The following is a 16,834-nucleotide window of genomic DNA, read 5'->3' as shown; positions in this document are numbered from 1 at the left end:
GCGGAAAACCTTTTGTCCCAGCCTCTTGTTGCATTTTATGAATGTGTCTGTCTATGTGAGTCTGATGTATTGAATCAGAACCTTCTTAATGAATTGGTTGGTGGGAAATGAAGCGGGATGATCGCGCAAAAGTCGAGGGAGAAAAGGAAAGAAGTGCGCGCAAATAGGGAATACGCGCAAAAGTGAGTGAAGAAAAGGAAGAAAGTGCGCGTAAACAGGAAATACGCGCAAAAGTGAGTGGAGAAAAGGAAGAAAGTGCGCGTAAACAGGAAATACGCGCAAAAGTGAGTGGAGAAAAGGAAAGAAGTGCGCACAAACAGGGAATACGCGCAAAAAATCGAATAAAAAACCAAAGTTGTACACGCAAAGTCACAGTAGCTTACAGCAAGAACGTTTAGACCGATGTTTATGTATGACTCATTGTGCGTGCCTTTAATTTTCTTAAACCTCTAACGATATTTTCCATCCCATTCAAGCTTTTATAATTTCAGATCGGCTTTTTGATACGATAACGGTTCTCTCCGAATTAGCTAATAACAAAGCAAAAAGCCGAGTGAGTGGATCGTAACTCTCTCGGCTTTTGCTTTTTGTCACTTAAACAATCAAGCTTAATAATAAAGTAAATACTAGGCCTGAAATGGCAATGATTGTTTCTAATAATGTCCATGTAGCAAACGTTTCTTTCATTGATAAACCAAAATACTCTTTAAACATCCAGAAACCTGCATCATTGACGTGGGATGCGATTAAGCTACCTGCACCTGTTGCGAGTACAACGAGAGCTAGGTTAACGTCTGTTTGACCGAGTAAAGGGATAACAAGTCCAGCTGTTGTTAATGCTGCAACTGTCGCAGAACCTAAGGAAATTCTCAAGATGGCTGCGATGGTCCAGGCTAATAAGATAGGTGAAAGGGTCGTGCCTTCGAATAATTGGGCAACATAATCACCAACCCCACCGTCAATCAATACTTGCTTGAAAGCACCACCGCCACCGATGATCAGTAGCATCATTCCAATTTGTGTGATGGCTGTTGTGCAAGAGTCCATTACTTGTTTAATTGGAATATTGCGGCCAATGCCCATTGTGTAAATGGCCACAAGTAGAGAGATCAAAATCGCGATTGAAGCATCACCAATGAACTTAATCACGATAACGATTATGCTATCGCTAAAGCCCATCGTTTCTTGAAGTAAAGTAACGATTGTTGCAATCGACATAAGGATAACTGGTAACATCGCTGTAAATACACTGATACCAAACCCTGGTGTGTCTTCAAGTTTAAATTGTTTTTGCTCACCTAAAGAAGCAATATTTCCGCTCTTTGTGAATGAGTTTGGTACGATTTTCTTCGCAATTTTAGTGAAAACTGGACCAGCAATAATCACTGTTGGGATAGCAATAATCATCCCATATAATAGAACTTCACCGATATTTGCACCGTACTCACCAGCAATGACGGTTGGACCAGGGTGAGGCGGTAAGAAACCATGTGTAACAGATAATGCTGCTGCCATTGGGATACCGAGATAAAGAATCGATACTTTTAATTCTCTTGAAATCGCAAATACGATGGGAATAAGTAATACAAGACCTACTTCAAAGAATAGGGCAATCCCGATAATAAAGGATGATACGACAACTGCCCATTGGATATTTTTCTCACCAAACTTATTGACAAGGGTCATTGCAATTCTTTGTGCACCGCCAGCATCAGCGATTAATTTACCAAGCATAGCACCTAGACCAAAGATTAGGGCGATATGTCCAAGTGTTCCACCAAGACCGCTTTCAATCGTGCCAACAATTTCTGATGCAGGCATGCCAAGAGCTAGGGCAACACCAAATGAAACGATAATAAGTGAGACAAATGTGTTGAGTTTGAGCCCCATAATAAGGAGCAATAGGGCAATGATACCTAAAGCAACAATAAATAATGGCATAGTTTTCTCTCCTTTTTATTCGCTATCTTTTCCAATCAAGCCTCTTTGGTAGTTAGCGATTTTTGTATATTCCTCTGTTAATACTCTTGTCAGGTTGATAAAGCTAGGCATTAGTTGACGATACGCATTTGCTGCATCTTCATCTGGTGTATGTTTATGTGTGCTACCGATCATGTCAGAAGCTACTGCAAAATTTTCAATCTCTCCTGTAGCGTATAACCCAAGGATACATGCCCCTAAGCAGGAACTTTCATAGCTTTCAGGTACGACCACTTCAGAATCAAAAATATCCGCCATCATTTGGCGCCAAACAGCAGAGCGGGCAAATCCGCCTGTCGCTTGAATACGCGTAACAGGTTCGTCCATACACTCCATAAGTGCGAGGAAAACAGTGTATAAGTTGAAAATGACACCTTCTAATGCGGCGCGAATCATATGTTCTTTTTTATGTGAAAGGGTTAAACCAAAGAATGAGCCTCGAACATCTGGATTCCATACAGGTGCTCTTTCACCCGCAAGGAAAGGATGGAAAATAAGTCCATTTGCACCCGGTCTCACACGTTCAGCAATTTTTGTTAACACTTCATATGGATCGAGTCCTAAACGTTTGGCAGTCTCTACCTCGGATGAGGCAAATTCGTCACGAATCCAACGGAGGACAATCCCACCATTATTAACAGGGCCACCAATGACCCAATGATCTTCCGTTAGTGCATAACAGAAAATCCGGCCTTTTTCATCTGTTTGCGGACGGTCAATAATCGTACGAATGGCTCCACTAGTTCCGATGGTGACGGCGATTTCCCCTTTGCCAATTGCATTGACACCAAGATTAGAGAGGACACCATCACTTGCGCCGATAACAAAAGGGGTATGAGGGTCAAGTCCCATTTGTAAGGCAAGCTCACTGTCACAGTGCGTGAATATCTGAGTTGTGGGAACAAGGGTGGATAGCTGGTCCTCGCGAATGCCCGCTATCTTTAATGCTTCTTTGTCCCATGTTAATTCAGTAAGATTCATCATTCCCATTGCTGATGCGATAGAATAATCAACAACATATTGGTTAAAGAACTTCTTGAAAATATACTCTTTTATGCCAATGTATTTTTTCGCTCTTTGGGCTATTTCTGGGCGTTCATTTGTGATCCATGTTATTTTACTCAATGGGGACATTGGATGAATAGGGGTCCCTGTACGTTTATAAATCTCATGGCCACCCCATTCATCTTTAATTTTATGTGCCCATGATTCACTGCGGTTATCGGCCCATGTAATACATGGAGTCAATGGTTGATCATTCTCATCGATAGCAATTAGGCTATGCATGGCACTACTAAAGGAAATAAATGCTGGCATCATTTCTCTATTTTTTTTCATAATGTTCGTTATCGCCTGCTTGACCGCTTGATAGATTTCTTCAGGGTCCTGCTCAGCTGTAGACATATCTGGTGTATGCAATGGGTAGCCGATGTTTTCTTTTTGAATGACTTTCCCGTCTTTTGTAAAAAGAACAGCCTTTGTGCTGGTTGTTCCAATATCTACACCTAACATATAGGTTGTCATTTTGTTCCGCCCCCTTCTGCAAGAATTTCTTGGGATTTCCACATATCTTCAACTCTTCCTTGCACATCATCAAAATTTTGATGGAGAGATTGAATCATTAATGTTTTATCTTTTTTCTCAATCGCTTCAATATAGAGTGCGTGGTTTGTGAATATGCGTTCGAAATCGTGCTGGTTTTCTTTAAAACGCTTACGCATGGATAATAGAATCAATCCTTCCATGACTGGTTTTAAATTATTCCAGATCATTAATATATATGAGTGATCAGCGGCTCGAATAATTGTCTCATGAAATTGTAAATCCTGAAGTGAGAATTCATCCGCATCATTATATTTAATAGAGACTTTCATCATTTCTAAAATCTTATTGAGTTCTTTTACAAGGTCTGTAATATCTGAACGTACAAGTCGTTGATAGATAAACGTTTCAATAAGAATACGCACATCATATATTTCTTCTATTTCTTTCTCGGATAAGCCAATGACGACTGCACCCATTCGTTCTTGGCGAATAATATTTTCAGCAGAAAGAATTTTTAATGCTTCTCTTATTGGTGATCGACTTACTGAAAAGTCAGCAGCTAATTTATTTTCAGAAAGAATGGTACCGCTTTCAATACGTCCTGAGAGAATTTGCATCCTTAATTCACTTACAACGCGCTCACCTGTCGAAGCTTTCGTAAGCCATTTGGAAGGGTAGAGAAATTCTATTGGTTCGTTCATCATAACACCTTCTCATTTTAGTATACTTGTATACAAGTATTATATCTCGAATTTTCGATTATTCAAGGAGTTAATAAGAATTGTTTTTTTCAGTATGGAGGAAATGGGGGGAAGGGTGGAGGACGAATCCTCTTAGAAAGGTATTCTTAGCTCAAATAAAGATTTAATTATTATTCACTATTTAAGATAAATCATTCGTCACTATTCCATTTAGGTTACATATAATGAAGCAATTTGATGTTGAAGGAGTGGGAAGGGTGTTTTGTAATGATGAGAATATTACCTTATTGATTGTCTCCTTAGAGAAGGGTGAAGTGACACCCATTCAATGTCACCTGAATGCTTCTTCACTCTTATATTGTGTACAGGGGAGAATAGAAGTATCATTTGTGTTACCAGATGTACATCAAATCAAGTTGTTCACTATTTCCCCCAACCAAGTAGTTAATATCCCCAAAGGATGTTGGCACCTTATACAAGCTAAAAAAGATAGTCAATGGTTAAATGCTTTTGATTGTCCTCTGCCTCAAACCATTTTTGCATCGCAGGTACAAGAGTTAAATGAGCCTAGAATACTCACGTCAAAAGCACTTCGTCAACATACCGTAATGGCAATTGAAAGTGAACCCTACTATTATCATCATGGTAACTTATCGTTTCCAAAAAAATAGAGCCATAGTTCTACCAGGGTAAACAAGGTGGGACCGTATAGGATTCCTCCATAAAAAGCAAAGATGAAGGCCGAGCAAGTAGGAGTTGCCCGTCATTCAGATGGATAAACCAAAGCGAAAATAGTACATATCCCAGTAAACATTAGCACATACTATAATTAAAAAGGTACGCTGCTCTTATAACGTGTACGGTTCGTGTTTTTGAGAAAAGCATCATGAAGACCATCATTCAAAAGAAGGAGGTGTGAGGCGTGGAAATTAAAAAAGCAAGCAATCGACATTATGGTATCGATGATAGTGGGAAGGAACAAGGAGAAGTTACTTTTTCGGAAAGAAACGATCACACCATTGTTATTGATCATACATATGTAGAGGAAGAAGCAAGAGGGACTGGACTTGCTGAACAACTAGTGGATTCGGTTGTGCAAGAGGTGAAAAGTCAAAATAAAAAAATTGTCCCAGCTTGTCCCTTTGTCGCTGCCCTATTTAAGAAGAAAGCAGAATATCGGGAAGTGCAAGCTTAAACCAAAAAAGTAGGCGACCCCTACTTTTTTTATTCGCTTCAATCAAGTGATTCCTCCCATGTAATGTTCAAATTTAAAACACTATCGTTAGATATGATAGGATGGTCTACCACTTAAATTTTTTAAGATGTGTTTGAATAAATACAACCCATCTAGGTTCTTTAAAGGACTCCTATGGGGTAAATCTCCTCTCCCTTAAGGCATTGTTCCCGCTTCAAAAGATTTAATTTTACAGTAATATATTCTTAAAACAAAAGTATTGGTTATTTGTTCGACAGAATTCATCATTATTTTGAAGAAAAAAGAGGTGATTCTTATATAAGAAGAGAATTATAGGCTAATAGTTTAGAATTTTTAGACTTTATAAGTTAAGTTAATTTTCTTACTATGATAAAAATTTAGAAAATGTTCAACAAAATAACGTGGTAATGCTTTAATTCGTATTTATTTTTTGTAAAGAATCTATTATAATATAATAATTCAATCTAATTGTTTATTGTTGTATAACAGAAAATTAAAGAGGAGGGAAAATGATGGAATGGCTACAGAACTTAATAAGCGTAGTAGGTAATTTTGTATGGGGGCCAGTAACCCTAGTATTGATAGTGGGAACGGGGATCTTCCTTACTTTTAGGTTAGGGTTTATCCAAATAAGGGAACTTCCGTATGCCTTAAAGCTTACTTTTAGTAAAAGTGATAAAAACAATAAAGATAAAGGGGATATATCCCACTTTCAATCTTTGATGACAGCAATGGCAGCCACACTTGGGATAGGAAATATTACCGGTGTAGCGACAGCAGTGATGCTTGGTGGGGTCGGTGCTTTATTCTGGATGTGGTTAGCTGCATTTTTTGGAATGGCGACAAAATACGGTGAAGCCATTTTAGCAGTTAAATACCGCGTGACGAATAGTAAAGGTGAAATCTCCGGGGGACCGATGTATTATATTGAAAAAGGTCTCGGCTGGAAATGGTTAGCTGTATTATTTGCTCTCTTTGGATTTTTGGCATCATTTGGAATTGGTAATATGACACAAGCAAATACTGTTGCTGGCTCATTTGAAGCCAATTTCGGGGTGAACCCATGGATTACGGGTGTTGTTCTAATGGTATTAACAGGATTAGTACTGTTAGGTGGAATTAAAGGAATTGGTCGAGTTACGGGTATATTCGTTCCTTTCATGGCATTATTTTATTTAGCTGGTGGACTTATTATTATCTTTATGAATATTACTGAAGTACCTCAAGCATTAGGTTTTATTATCTCTGAGGCCTTTAACCCATCCGCAGCAACTGGTGGTGCAGTCGGGATGGCCATTCGTTATGGTATCGCTCGTGGGGTATTCTCTAATGAAGCGGGGCTTGGTTCAGCACCCATCGCAGCCGCAGCGGCTAAAACAGATTATCCTGGTAGACAAGCGTTAGTTTCAATGACAGGAACATTTATTGATACAATTATTGTTTGTTCGATTACTGGTTTAACGATTGTATTAAGTGGTCTTTATGTCGGGCATGAAAATGCTTCTAGTTTAACGGGAGAAGCATTTGAATTCTTCTTACCTGGTGTAGGTAATATGCTTGTAGTTATTGGTATTATGTTCTTTGCTTATTCGACTATTATTGGCTGGTCTTATTATGGCGAGAAATGTTTTGGTTATTTATTTGGTGATCAAAATGCAGTGATATACAAGGTGCTGTTTGTCATAACAGTACTCATTGGCTCGGCTTTAGAGTTAGAAATGGTTTGGGGAATTGCTGATATCTTTAATGCACTAATGGCCTTACCAAACTTAATTGCTCTCTTGCTTCTATCTCCAGTCATTGTGGCTGAATCCCGGAAATTCACTGAGATTAGAAAAAAAGAGAAACAAGAAGAGAAGAAACAATCAATGGCAGGATAAGTTGTTGTGTTTATTCATTGAAAGTTTAGCCTGACACAAAAATAATCATTTGAAAAAAATGCAACTGCTATCAATTAGAGTTGCATTTTTCCTTTATTTAGAAGCAATATCAAGAGCAGCTCTAATTGTACTAGCGGTTCTAAGCTTACTTGTAGGTCGATCGGCAAATGTAATTGATTTCTGTGCCATTGCCGGTTTGATTCCACACAATATCATAGAAGTACCCATTAATGATAATACATTTGCTAGTTCAATAAATCTTTGCATAATTTCTTCATTATAAGTAGTTAATCCATTTACATCGATTAATAGGGTTTCAGCAAATGTATTCTCTAATGATTGCAATAATTGCGTTGTCATCTTATGGTAACGACTTTCATTCATCTCTCCAACTAAAGGGAGAACAGATACCTTATCTGTGAGTGGAATAATAGGTGTTTCAAGTTCTTCGATTCTCTGTAAGGACTGTAAATACTTTTGCTCGGCCTCTTTCTGTTCAGTTATATCATGTTGAACACCGATAAAAAAATGGGCTTCCTCCTCTTCCATATAAACCGAATCAATTGTTAAGTGATTCCAGAAAATATCGCCGTTCTTCTTATAATTTAGAACTTCACATTGTATGGATTCTTTTCTTGTTACTGCTTCTCTAATACGAGCAATGGTTTCATTACTTGTTTGCTCGCCTTGTAGAAAACGACAATTATTACCGATTACCTCTTCTTTGGTGTAACCTGTTATATCAGTAAAACCTTTAGAAGAATAGATAATAGGGTTATCATGCTTACTCGGATCGGTAATTAAAATACCAACGCGTGTATAATCAAGTGTCTTTAATATGAGTTCCATATTCATTTTATTCAGTGCTAACCCCACCTTTGGCAAATTTCCATCTATTTATTATCTCTTCCTTTTTGGCAAAAAACAAAGGAAAGACCTTTTTGTTTAAGTAGATGAAATAAAACTATATTCTGTTGTAGGTTTCGTTTATGTTTGATGTGGGTAAAAAGAACTACTAGCGTATGAAAGGGAGCATGTATGAATACAACAATTGGTTTTCAGGAAAATCATCAAGTGTTAGATAATAATGAAGTGTTAGCATCACTGGAGAGAAATTTAGCCATGATTGAGTTTAATTTGGATAGAGAAGTGATATGGGTTAACGATAATTTTGCCAGAGTACTGGGGTATCAGTCAGGAGAAATGGTAGGAATGGATCATCAGAATTTCTGTACTATTGAAGAGGTGAATGGTTCAACCTATCTTGAGCTATGGCGTAATTTGAGAAGGGGAAGAAAGTTTCAAGAGAAAATCAAAAGAGTGGGTAAGTTTGGCCAATTATTGTGGTTAGAAGCGACATATATTCCTGTTATAGGAACGAAAGGAGAGGTAAAGGGAGTTTTAAAAATTGCCACGGACATTACTGAAAGGGAGCAGCATACAAATGAGATGATCTCAAAATTAAAAATGGCGCCCACACATCTGGTTGAACTGGTATTATCTAACTCTAATGAAAAGGTATTAGCTTTAGAAACGTTGAAACAACAAATGAAGCTAATTGAAGAAACATCTAAACTTATTCGAAATATTGCATCTCAGACGAATTTATTGGCAATTAATGCTGCTATTGAGGCAGCTCATGCTGGTGAAAAAGGAAGAGGGTTTGCAGTTGTTGCCAAAGAAGTTAAAAAGCTATCTGTCTCAGCTGATAATGCGATGAAAGAAGTAAATATAAATATTGAGAATATTACAGAGCAAGTCGTGAATGTGTATGAGATAACTGATGAGCTAAAAGATATTGTTTCACGGACAAAAGATGATATAGATGAAACTTTACAGTCGTTTGCGCGATTGTCTAATTAGTATGGTCCACCAGATTTGGGTTTTTCAAAGTATTTTATTTCATTAATTAGTAGATAGATTAGAAAAGCTCACCAGATGGCGAGCTTTTTTTACTTGAAATCACAAATGGTATTTTTACAAGAGTCAGAGAACCAACAAGTGAGGAAGGTATTTAACCAGTTACTCTTTATGCATTTGTCTAAGCCAAATCGCAAGTTGCAATGTAATCGCATCGAGAGTATGCTGTGGGTTATATCCGGTTATTTCTTTGATTTTCTTTAGCCGATAAATGAGTGAGTTTCTATGGATAAATAAACTTTTCGCACATTCTCCAAGGTTTAAATTATTTGCAAACAAGCTTTCAAGTGTCTCAATTAGCTTCTCAGAAAGTCCATTCAGTACTCTTGTATAATAGTAAGTTTTAGATGCTTCACTCAGTTCATTCAGTAATGCTTGTGCTTCAATATCTTTAAAAGTAGCAAAAATAGAAGACTCTGCACTTAATGTTAAAGCCGAAATGGATTGCTGATAGGAATGTTGAATGTTATTGACAGTCTTCACATTGGAACCCAACCCAATTCTTGCAGTAAGTTGATTTTCTTCTATAAATGAAATGAAACTTTGATACCGATGAATGATTTGCTCCTCTGTTAACCCGGTATGAAGTATAAATTGTTGATTGATTCCTAGGAAACCAATCAATGTATTCTCTTTGGGAAAAAATCTTTCCACCCATTGGATGAAGTCATTTTTTTTCAATTTGGGCATATCTGTTTTAATGACTGACACTTGAAAGGGGGGCAAAAGATGAATCTCAAATAGTTTAAATCGTTGTTCAATCGATGAATCTTCAATTGAGTCCTGCAATAAATCATCGAATAAATGATCCTTCGCTTTTTGTTGCCACTCTAACTGATCTAAACTAAAGGATTGTTGAATCATCATCTCTGTAATCATTTTTACTAACTCACCAAATTCAAAAATTTCATCTGGGTCACCAGTAATGCCAATCACACCGATGATTTTTTTTTGAAAATGAATAGGTAGGTTAACACCGGGATATGAGTTTTTCCACTGTATATCCTTATCACTAATGGTGACAGCTCTACCAGTACGTAAAACTTCTGTTGCTCCCTCATGAATCATATTGATTCGATCGGGGTTACCAGATGCAATTATTTTGCCTCTATCATCCATAATGTTTATATTTCTATCCAGTCTAACCATGGTTTGCTTAACAATTTCTGCGGCAATTTCACGAGTTAACATATATGGCCCATCCTTATTCTCTTCATTTCGTTTGTTATATATCAGTAAAATAATATCACAATCTGTTTATAATAGATAAAAATTTAACCAAAATAATCTGTTTTTTTGTTCAATCATAACGATGACAAATAGTATGACACATAATTATAATAAGGATAACACAATAGATGTTAGGTGGCGAGTTTATGAAAGTAGTTATTGCACCTGATTCATATAAGGGTAGCTTATCGAGTGTTTCTGCTGCAGAAGCAATTGCTAAAGGTGTTAAGAAAGCGCTTCCTTCGTGCGAAGTTATTTCTGTTCCTGTAGCGGATGGTGGAGAAGGAACAATGGATAGTCTTGTTTCCGCAACGGGGGGGAAAAAGGTAAAAGTTAGTGTGATGGGTCCATTACACAAAAAGGTCGCGGCGGAGTATGGTGTACTCGGCGATGAAAAGACATGTGTTATTGAGATGGCGAGTGCCTCTGGTCTAGAGCTTATAGATAATAGTGAACGCAATCCACTGATTGCTACAACTTTTGGCACAGGAGAATTAATTAAGAAAGCGTTAGATGATGGTTATCGCCATTTTATTTTAGCAGTTGGTGGAAGCGCTACCAATGATGGCGGAGCTGGTATGTTACAAGCTCTAGGGCTAAAAATAATGAACGATGCCGGAGATGAAATTGGTCTTGGTGGTGAAGCGCTAGGTGAAGTTACGTCTGTTCAATTAGACTCTCTTGATTCGCGGATTAAGGATTGTCAATTTCTAATCGCTTCTGATGTACAGAATCCGTTTATTGGTCCTAATGGTGCTTCCCATGTTTTTGGTCCTCAAAAAGGGGCAAGTCCTGAAGTGGTTGAGACGTTAGATCACTATATGGGTAACTGGGCAGATGTGATTGAGCATGCGACTAAAGTTCGCTTACATGATCGGCCGGGTGCAGGTGCAGCAGGAGGAATTGGTGGTGCTTTCCAAGCCTTTTTCAATGCAGATATGAAAAGAGGGATTGATCTTGTTATTGAGTACACTGGACTAAAGGAAAAAATGGTGAATGCCGATTGTGTATTTACTGGTGAAGGCCAGTGTGATTTTCAAACAGCCTCTGGTAAGACACCTATGGGTGTGGCAGAGGCAGCGAGAATAAATCATATTCCTGTCTTTGTTCTAGCGGGTTCTATTGGTAAAGGTATTGAAGAGTTATATGAATATGGCATTACTAGTGTCCACAGTTTAGTGACAAGTCCTATGGAGTTAGACGAGGCGATGGAGCGTTCAGCAGAATTGCTAGCGGATGCTGCTGAACGAGTAATGAGAACATTTATTGCGTTTCAAAGATAAATCCATTTTTAGGAGGGAAAAGAATGTTATTCTTCATCATTGCTATTGGGGTTTTAATTATCGTATTAGCGACAACAAAGTTTAAGATTCATCCATTTATGTCTTTACTAATAGGTGCTCTATTCGTTGGATTTGCATCAGGAATGCCATTTGATTTAATAGTTGAGAGCATTAATAGTGGATTTGGCGGTGTTATGACAAGTATCGGTCTTGTCATTGTGTTTGGAACAATTATTGGAGTGATCTTAGAAAAAGCAGGTGCGGCTTATCGAATGGCAGAGGTTGTGTTACGTATCGTGGGTCCAAAGAGACCACAGCTTGCCATGAGTATTATTGGTTTCATCGTTTCTATTCCAGTGTTCTGTGATTCTGGTTTTATTATTCTTAATAGTTTACGCCAGGCATTAGCTAAGAGAGCTAAAGTAACGATGGCTTCAATGTCTGTAGCACTAGCTACAGGATTATATGCCACTCATACACTTGTACCACCAACACCAGGCCCAATTGCCGCTGCGGGAAATATTGGTGCAGAAGCCTATTTAGGAACAGTGATTTTAATTGGTTTTATTGTGGCCATTCCTGCTGCTGCCATTGGTTATCTTTGGTCAGTTAAAGTAGCAACAAAAATTGAAGTTCCAGAGGATCGTAACACAGAAGAATTCGATTATGATAAGGTTGTCGCTTCATTTGGTAAGATGCCTTCGACTTTTCAAGCGTTCTTCCCAATTATTTTACCCATTCTATTAATCGGTTTAGGTTCAATTGTTGCCGTTCTGGGATACGAAGGTTGGTTTGCACAATTTATTGGTTTCTTAGGTACACCAGTTATAGCATTGTTCATAGGTATTCTCGCTGCTCTACCATTATTACCTCAATTTAATGAGGAAACATTAACTAATTGGGTTGGTAAAGGATTATTAGATGCCGCGCCAGTACTTTTAATTACCGGAGCAGGCGGGGTTTTTGGAACAGTAATCAAAAACTCTGGTGTTGCGGATATTATTCAAGGTTGGGACATTTCCGATATGTTTACGGGTGCGCTTTTCTTGATTATCCCTTTCTTGATTGCCGCAGCATTAAAGTCAGCACAAGGTTCATCAACTACAGCATTAGTACTAACATCTTCATTAATTGCCCCAATGCTTCCGGTTGTCGGTATTGAAGGAGCAGTACCGCTAGCATTAGTTGTAATGGCTATTGGAGCGGGTGCAATGACCGTTAGTCATGTGAACGATAGTTACTTCTGGGTTGTTACACAATTTACTGGTATGAAGGTAACTGATGCTTACAAAGCTCAAACGATGGCGACATTATTACAAGGACTTGTTTCTATCATCGTAGCAATGATTTTGTGGGTTATTTTAGTATAAGAAGAAAATCCGAACAGTCACTCGAATGCCTTTTTTAGGGTTCGTGTGCGTTCGGATTTTTACACCTTTAAACGGATGTTCTTAGTCAATTTTCATTTCCTTATGCAGAGGACGTTCCTTTTCATAAATGTCACATCTCGTTTGATTGCGCAATAAGCTTATTAATTTCCTGATTTAATGTTTCAAGAAAAATATCTGTCAGTCGGTTTATATGTTTTTTCTTTAAATGAACCCAGCCGTAGTGAACTCTTTCTTCTTTTAATTCTTGTATTTTCACCCCGGTAATCCCGTCAATATGCTGAAATGAATAATCAAGTCCAATCGTTATTGCATTACCACTAGATACCCATTGGGTAATTGCATTTGTATGATTGGTTTTTACAACTAGATTTCTTTGGCTATTGTTATCAAGAAGCTGTTTGATCGTCTGATTAAGGTAAGCATCTTGATATAAAATAATGGGATATCTTGATAAATCCTTTTTTGAAATAAAAGGCTTTTCAGCAAGTGTGGAATGAGCTTGTACGCCAGCAACCATATAGCCTTCTAGCAGTGGTTCAAAGTGGAATTTATCTTCATTTACTTCAGAAGATGGTCCAACAACAAGCATACCCACGTCCATTTCTTCGTTGATTAGTTTTTCTGTTATCTCCTTTGGTCCTAACTCTTGAAGCTCTATGGAGACATTTGGATGTTCTTTCTTAAATGAAAATACAGCGGCAAGTAAAGCGTTTGAAGGACCTGGTATTGTAGAAATACGAAGATGTCCTTGGAGTTTTTCTGTTTGCGCTTGTGCGAATGTTTGAAACTCTTTCGTCATCTTCATGATTTCTTCGGCCTTTTCAATTAATAGAGCGCCTTCAGCAGTTAAATGGGCACCAGAACGGGAGCGTTTAAACAACATCAATCCTAGCTCGGTCTCTAAACTACTGATGGATTGACTTAATGCCGATATAGAAAGGAAAAGTTCATGAGCTGCCACAGTGAATGATTGTGTTTTTGCCACAGTTGAAAAATGTTTTAGTTGATCAAAGGTCATTTACTATCACCTAGTTTTTATGGATTCAAAATTAGTATACTGTTAATTCGACGATTCTATCTATATATTTTTGAGCAGGTTTTTATAGAGCGTTTTGTGTTAAAATAAATATGTTATAGGTAAAAAGAATGTGTTTCGTTGTAATTAATTGAGAATTTAGAACTAGATTAGAGCAATTGTGTTTATAGAGTTAAAAGTAAATAATATCCTTAAAAAGGAGTAGACAATTGAATGAAGCAACGAATAAGCAAGTAACCAAAACACGTGAGATTGTGTGTAGTGCTTTAATGGATTTGATGAATCAATTTCAATTTCGTGAAATAAAAATATCAGCAATTACGAAACAAGCAGGGATTGCACGAATAACTTTTTATAGAAACTTTGGCACAAAAGAAGATATTATACGCATCTATTTACGTCAATTGTATAGAGATTTATTCAATATGAGGAAGAAACAAGATAATCTAACTATAGCGCAAATGATCCATATGATGTTTATGATCACAGAACTACAAAAACCAGTATTGAGAAAGCTATTTGCACATGATTTGGAATACTTAGTTATGGAAGAATTCATTGAAATGATCGAAGAGGGGCTAGCGGAAGTTTTCACTGACGTTGATATTGCAGAATACTTAATTCAATTTCAAATTGGCGGGTTCACCAAAATTATACTAAACTGGGTAAAAGAGGATTGCGAGAAAAATGCTACTCATTTTTGTAATCAAATCACGAACTTGATGAATCATTATCAATTAAATACAAAAAACTAATAAGCATTCATCAATAAAGCAACTCTAACAATCTTTATTATTGAAAGATAGTAAATATCGTTAGGGTTGCTTTTTATTTTTAATACTTTATTGTATTATTTAAATAAAATAATCTGTATAGATAGATTATTAGTATAATTGAATTTTTTACAAATAAACTGAACAGCTTAGATAAGGAGGGGTGTAAATTGAAATGGCATTTTTGTCCGTTGGGAGACCAAGCTCTTCTTATAGAATTAGGGGATCAGATTTCATCTGAAACCCAACAAAAAATTCAAATGTTCTCGAATTTTCTCGAGGATCAACGCTTACCGTGGATGAAGGAATGCATTCCAGCTTACACGAATATTGCGGTATTTTATGACATTTGGAAGGTTAGTCAATTATGCGATAAAGAACAACTACCTTATGAATTTGTATGCGCAGAACTGAATGAATTATTAAAATCTGTGGATACACAAAATCGCCTATCTTCCAGGAAAATTGACATTCCTGTCTGTTATGGTGGAGAATTTGGTCCCGATTTACATGAGGTTGCCCGGTTAAATCACCTAACACCAGATGAAGTAATCGAAATTCACTCAGCTGGTGATTATTTGGTCCATATGATTGGTTTTGCCCCGGGGTTTCCATTCATTGGAGGGATGTCTGATAAGATTGCTGCACCTAGGAGGAAATCACCAAGGCTACAAATTCCAGCTCGGACTGTTGGGATTGCAGGGATGCAAACAGGTGTATATCCTATTGAAACACCTGGAGGTTGGCAATTGATTGGAAGGACGCCAATCGAATTATTTACACCACAGGAAGAAATGCCAACTTTGTTAAGGGCTGGCGATCGCATTCAATTTAAGCCAATTAGCTTTGATGAGTATAAGCAATTGGAGGCTGAACAGTCATGATAGAGATTAAGAAACCAGGTTTATTATCGACCCTACAAGATCTTGGCCGAACAGGATACCAGAAATATGGTGTAATCGCCAGTGGTGTCATGGATCAAGATGCTCATAAGATTGCGAATATGCTTGTCGGGAACTCCGAAGAACAACCTACATTAGAAATGACATTAATCGGCCCACGAATTGTTTTTCACGAAGATTGTTTGATTAGTCTTTGTGGTGGAGATATCGGTCCGCAAATTAATGGACAGCAAGTAAGTCTGTGGAAACCTATTTGGGTAAATGCCGGAAGTGAGCTAACATTCGCCTCGTATAAAGAGGGCTGTCGTACTTATTTAGCCATTGCTGGTGGTTTTGATGTCGAGTTGGTCATGGATAGTTATGCTACTTATTTACGTGCACATATTGGTGGACATAATGGGCGCGCGCTTCAAAAAGGCGATCGATTAACTGTAAAAGAGAAGAGTAGCTTATCGAAAAAAATGATCGCTTCATTAAAACAATCTGACAAGCCATTTGTTGAAGCAAAATGGCATATACCGATTCAGATGAGAAGACCCTCTAATCAAAGAATTAGAGTCATTGAAGGGAAGCAATTTTCTCTTTTTAATAAAGAAAGCAAAATAGCATTATTCAATAACCCTTATAAGGTAGCTTCACAATCGGATCGAATGGGATATCGCCTGAATGGTAGTGCACTCGCATTATCAGAAGAGAAAGAAATGATCTCAGAGGCTGTTGCTATGGGGACCATTCAAGTACCTCCCGATGGGCAACCAATCATCTTAATGGCTGATAGGCAAACGACTGGGGGATACCCGAAGATTGGGCAGGTGGCATCCATCGATTTACATGTATTGGCCCAAACAAAGCCTGGAGAAGAGGTATATTTTGAAAAAATATCTTTTACAGAAGCTCAAAAGCTCTTTATTCAAAAGGAGCAAAGGCTCTATGAGTATAAAAGGAGTATCCAAATAAAATATCAATAGGGGGATAAC

At 37.6% G+C, this 16,834-nt stretch carries 16 protein-coding genes; 10 read left to right on the top strand and 6 right to left on the bottom strand.

The window, feature by feature from the left end:
* The first annotated feature begins 182 nt into the window (after positions 1–182).
* Positions 183–398 (top strand): hypothetical protein, encoded by a 216-nt coding sequence (locus U9M49_RS12405; RefSeq protein WP_095371408.1) that lies wholly within the window; start codon positions 183–185, stop codon positions 396–398.
* Between the two features lie 196 nt (positions 399–594).
* On the opposite strand, the gene U9M49_RS12400 is transcribed toward U9M49_RS12405, so the two are convergent.
* From U9M49_RS12400 to U9M49_RS12390, 3 genes are read right to left on the bottom strand one after another with little or no spacing between them, the layout of a single operon-like run.
* Positions 595–1,941, bottom strand: a complete 1,347-nt coding sequence (locus U9M49_RS12400; RefSeq protein ID WP_095371409.1) for a GntP family permease — start codon at positions 1,939–1,941, stop codon at positions 595–597.
* Positions 1,942–1,956: 15 nt separating this feature from the next.
* A complete protein-coding gene (gene gntK / locus U9M49_RS12395) occupies positions 1,957–3,504 on the bottom strand; it encodes a gluconokinase (RefSeq protein WP_095371410.1) in 1,548 nt (515 codons plus the stop codon).
* Positions 3,501–4,226 (bottom strand): GntR family transcriptional regulator, encoded by a 726-nt coding sequence (locus U9M49_RS12390; RefSeq protein WP_095371411.1) that lies wholly within the window; start codon positions 4,224–4,226, stop codon positions 3,501–3,503. Before U9M49_RS12390 ends, gntK begins: the two co-directional genes overlap by 4 nt.
* A 224-nt stretch (positions 4,227–4,450) precedes the next feature.
* Between U9M49_RS12390 and U9M49_RS12385 the strand changes: the two genes are divergently transcribed.
* The 3 genes from U9M49_RS12385 (at position 4,451) to U9M49_RS12375 (ending at position 7,322) form a co-directional block, all read left to right on the top strand.
* Complete coding sequence (locus U9M49_RS12385) at positions 4,451–4,897, top strand: cupin domain-containing protein (protein ID WP_095371412.1); 447 nt, start codon at positions 4,451–4,453, stop codon at positions 4,895–4,897.
* Between the two features lie 251 nt (positions 4,898–5,148).
* Positions 5,149–5,421, top strand: a complete 273-nt coding sequence (locus U9M49_RS12380; protein WP_095371413.1) for a GNAT family N-acetyltransferase — start codon at positions 5,149–5,151, stop codon at positions 5,419–5,421.
* Between the two features lie 530 nt (positions 5,422–5,951).
* On the top strand, positions 5,952–7,322 hold the full coding sequence (locus U9M49_RS12375; protein WP_095371414.1) for an alanine/glycine:cation symporter family protein: 1,371 nt from the start codon (positions 5,952–5,954) through the stop codon (positions 7,320–7,322).
* A 93-nt stretch (positions 7,323–7,415) separates the two neighbouring features.
* Here U9M49_RS12375 and U9M49_RS12370 read toward each other — a convergent pair whose 3' ends face one another.
* Complete coding sequence (locus U9M49_RS12370) at positions 7,416–8,198, bottom strand: STAS domain-containing protein (RefSeq protein WP_095371415.1); 783 nt, start codon at positions 8,196–8,198, stop codon at positions 7,416–7,418.
* Positions 8,199–8,360: 162 nt separating this feature from the next.
* On the opposite strand from U9M49_RS12370, the gene U9M49_RS12365 reads away from it, so the two are divergent.
* Positions 8,361–9,185, top strand: a complete 825-nt coding sequence (locus U9M49_RS12365; protein WP_095371416.1) for a methyl-accepting chemotaxis protein — start codon at positions 8,361–8,363, stop codon at positions 9,183–9,185.
* A 159-nt stretch (positions 9,186–9,344) separates the two neighbouring features.
* Here the strand turns inward: U9M49_RS12365 and U9M49_RS12360 are convergent, their stop codons facing one another.
* Positions 9,345–10,433: a CdaR family transcriptional regulator gene (locus U9M49_RS12360; protein ID WP_095371417.1), complete on the bottom strand. Its 1,089-nt coding sequence runs from the start codon at positions 10,431–10,433 to the stop codon at positions 9,345–9,347.
* A 185-nt stretch (positions 10,434–10,618) separates the two neighbouring features.
* Here U9M49_RS12360 and U9M49_RS12355 point away from each other — a divergent pair, with 185 nt between their 5' ends.
* On the top strand, positions 10,619–11,755 hold the full coding sequence (locus U9M49_RS12355) for a glycerate kinase (protein WP_322909880.1): 1,137 nt from the start codon (positions 10,619–10,621) through the stop codon (positions 11,753–11,755).
* Between the two features lie 23 nt (positions 11,756–11,778).
* Entirely contained in the window at positions 11,779–13,125 is a 1,347-nt protein-coding gene (locus tag U9M49_RS12350; protein ID WP_095371419.1) for a GntP family permease, read from the top strand.
* Positions 13,126–13,255: 130 nt separating this feature from the next.
* Here U9M49_RS12350 and U9M49_RS12345 read toward each other — a convergent pair whose 3' ends face one another.
* The gene (locus U9M49_RS12345) at positions 13,256–14,164 is read right to left on the bottom strand and encodes a LysR family transcriptional regulator (protein WP_095371420.1); all 909 of its coding nucleotides are present in this window, start codon (positions 14,162–14,164) and stop codon (positions 13,256–13,258) included.
* 227 nt (positions 14,165–14,391) lie between these two features.
* Between U9M49_RS12345 and U9M49_RS12340 the strand changes: the two genes are divergently transcribed.
* The 3 genes from U9M49_RS12340 to U9M49_RS12330 all read left to right on the top strand — a co-directional run bounded on the left by U9M49_RS12340 (position 14,392) and on the right by U9M49_RS12330 (position 16,825).
* Positions 14,392–14,937, top strand: a complete 546-nt coding sequence (locus tag U9M49_RS12340) for a TetR/AcrR family transcriptional regulator (protein ID WP_095371421.1) — start codon at positions 14,392–14,394, stop codon at positions 14,935–14,937.
* Positions 14,938–15,125: 188 nt separating this feature from the next.
* The gene (pxpB, locus tag U9M49_RS12335; RefSeq protein WP_095371422.1) at positions 15,126–15,839 is read left to right on the top strand and encodes a 5-oxoprolinase subunit PxpB; all 714 of its coding nucleotides are present in this window, start codon (positions 15,126–15,128) and stop codon (positions 15,837–15,839) included.
* Positions 15,836–16,825 (top strand): biotin-dependent carboxyltransferase family protein, encoded by a 990-nt coding sequence (locus tag U9M49_RS12330; protein WP_095371423.1) that lies wholly within the window; start codon positions 15,836–15,838, stop codon positions 16,823–16,825. Before pxpB ends, U9M49_RS12330 begins: the two co-directional genes overlap by 4 nt.
* The last annotated feature ends 9 nt before the right edge of the window (positions 16,826–16,834 follow it).

Origin of the sequence: Cytobacillus sp. OWB-43 (genome assembly GCF_034651445.1) — a bacterium.
Taxonomy (GTDB): domain Bacteria; phylum Bacillota; class Bacilli; order Bacillales; family Cytobacillaceae; genus Cytobacillus; species Cytobacillus kochii.
Note: the sequence above shows the minus strand (reverse complement) of the source record. Positions and strands in the feature narration are given on the sequence as shown.